At 59.1% G+C, this 1,923-nt stretch carries 1 protein-coding gene; it reads right to left on the minus strand.

Features of this window, described 5'->3' with window-relative positions:
- Nucleotides 1-245: 245 nt before the first annotated feature.
- Entirely contained in the window at nt 246-1,787 is a 1,542-nt protein-coding gene (locus LPA02S_RS11285; protein ID WP_056956742.1) for a gluconokinase, read from the minus strand.
- Between the last annotated feature and the right edge of the window lie 136 nt (nt 1,788-1,923).

The raw sequence follows: 1,923 nt of genomic DNA on the forward strand, positions 1-1,923 counted from the left end.
CCCACACGCCTCCAACTCACCAACCCAACCGACGCGGCCTCAGGCTACAGTATCAACCATGTTTCCGGACACACTCCACCACCACTTTACCGGCACCCGTCAGTTCGTGGCACCCAGCTGAATTTGGACAAACACAAACGTTGGGAATTCGTGGTACCCGTAAAGTACAGTCACGCATTCAGTGATCAGACTACCACCAGAGGCTTCGCAGATAGCAAGCAATTGATGAGACACTCGCTCTCGCACTAAATCTCCCACTTCCGTCCGGCCTGAAACGCTGCCAGCTGGTCATCCACTTCATCATTGTTGTAGATGATTTCACTCCAGATACCGTACAAAGTCGCGTACGCCGCCGCATCGGCCTCATCCGGCTCCACAACTTTGCCCGCAGACTGCGCCGTCTGCTCCATCGCGGCCGCGTCAATGCCCAGGCTGCGTAGTCCCATAATGGCAGCGCCGAGAGCCGAACTATCCACGCTGTCGGGCACCATCACCGCTTGGTTCAGCACACCCGCCAACATCGTGCGCCATACATCACTTTGCGCCAACCCTCCGCCCACGCGGATGGTTACCGCGCGCCCAGTTAAGTCCTCTAGGTCATCCAACACAACTTTGAGCCCATACGCCACACCCTCCAGCGCCGCGCGGGCCATGTGCGGCCGGGTGTGCTGCGCGCTCAGTCCGTAGAATGACGCCCGCGAATCGGGATCCCACAACGGCGCGCGGGAACCGTTGAAGTACGGTACGCACAGGACGCCATCCGCACCCGCCGGCAATTCCGCCACCGCGTGCATGAGCGTGGCCTCACTGGTCGTACCCACCTGCCTGGCTGCGTCTGGCAGGTGCGGGAACAAAGCCGTCTGCGCCCACCGCAACACGTTGCCACCGTTACTCAGCGCCCCGCCAACCAACCATTGATGCGGCGCCACGTAGTACGTGAACAAAGCGTGATGGGGATCCGTTACAACGTGGTCAACAATGACCCGGGCGGCACCTGACGTCCCCACGTTGACCGCCACGTCACCCGGCTGCGTCGCGCCTAAGCCCAAATTGCTTAAGGCACCGTCGCTGGCGCCAACCACCACCGTGGTGGCAACGTCCAGGCCGGTCGCCTCCGCTACAGCATGACGAAGCCCATGAATTTGGTAATTCGTATCTACCAAAGTCGGCAGTTGTTCCTGACGGATACCTGTGAGTTTGAGGGCGCCGTCGTACCACTGCATGGTTTGCACATCCATCAATCCGGTGGCACTCGCCACGGAATAATCCTCAACGAGCTCGCCGGTCATACGGTGGAGCACGTACTCCTTGATACCCAAAACGTACCGTGTCTGGCTGAGCAGAGCGGAATTCTGTTCACGCAACCAGATGAGTTTAGCCAAAGGTGTCATGGGGTGCGCTGGTATTGGGACGTGATCGAAAAGGTTGTCCTGATCGAAGGCATCACAAATTACATCGTAAGCATCGCGGGCCCGCGTGTCGGCCCACGTCATCAGGCGGGTCAATGGCGCCATGTCGCCGTCAACCAGCATCATGCTGTGCATGGCGGCGGAAAAAGCGAGACCCGCAATGTCGGTAGCAGGCACCCCGCCACTTTGCATCACCGTGGCCAGCCCGTGAATCACCGCTTGATAAATCGTGTCGGGATCTTCCTCCGCCATGCCGGTGCTGTCCTGGTACAGCTCATAGCCGTTGTTGGCGCGAGCAAGCTGGGCGCCTGCTTCGTCGTACAGAATCACCTTGGTACTGGTCGTGCCGATATCCACGCCAATTATGTATTGCGTCATCCTCGTTACCCCCAAGTTATGTATACCGCTATTCTACCAGCTTTAGTGTAGGTTTGGTGATTGGGTGGTTCGGTGACGGTTCTGGCCGGTGCGGGTGCTGCGGTTTACTGCGACCTGGTGGACCGCTCCACGGTGG

The sequence above is a fragment of the Lacticaseibacillus pantheris DSM 15945 = JCM 12539 = NBRC 106106 genome, from assembly GCF_001591865.1.
GTDB lineage: Bacteria > Bacillota > Bacilli > Lactobacillales > Lactobacillaceae > Lacticaseibacillus > Lacticaseibacillus pantheris.

Coding starts and splice junctions, on each gene's coding strand:
- LPA02S_RS11285 (WP_056956742.1), bottom strand. CDS start 1,787: ATGACGCAATACATAATTGGCGTGGATATCGGCACGACCAGTACCAAG.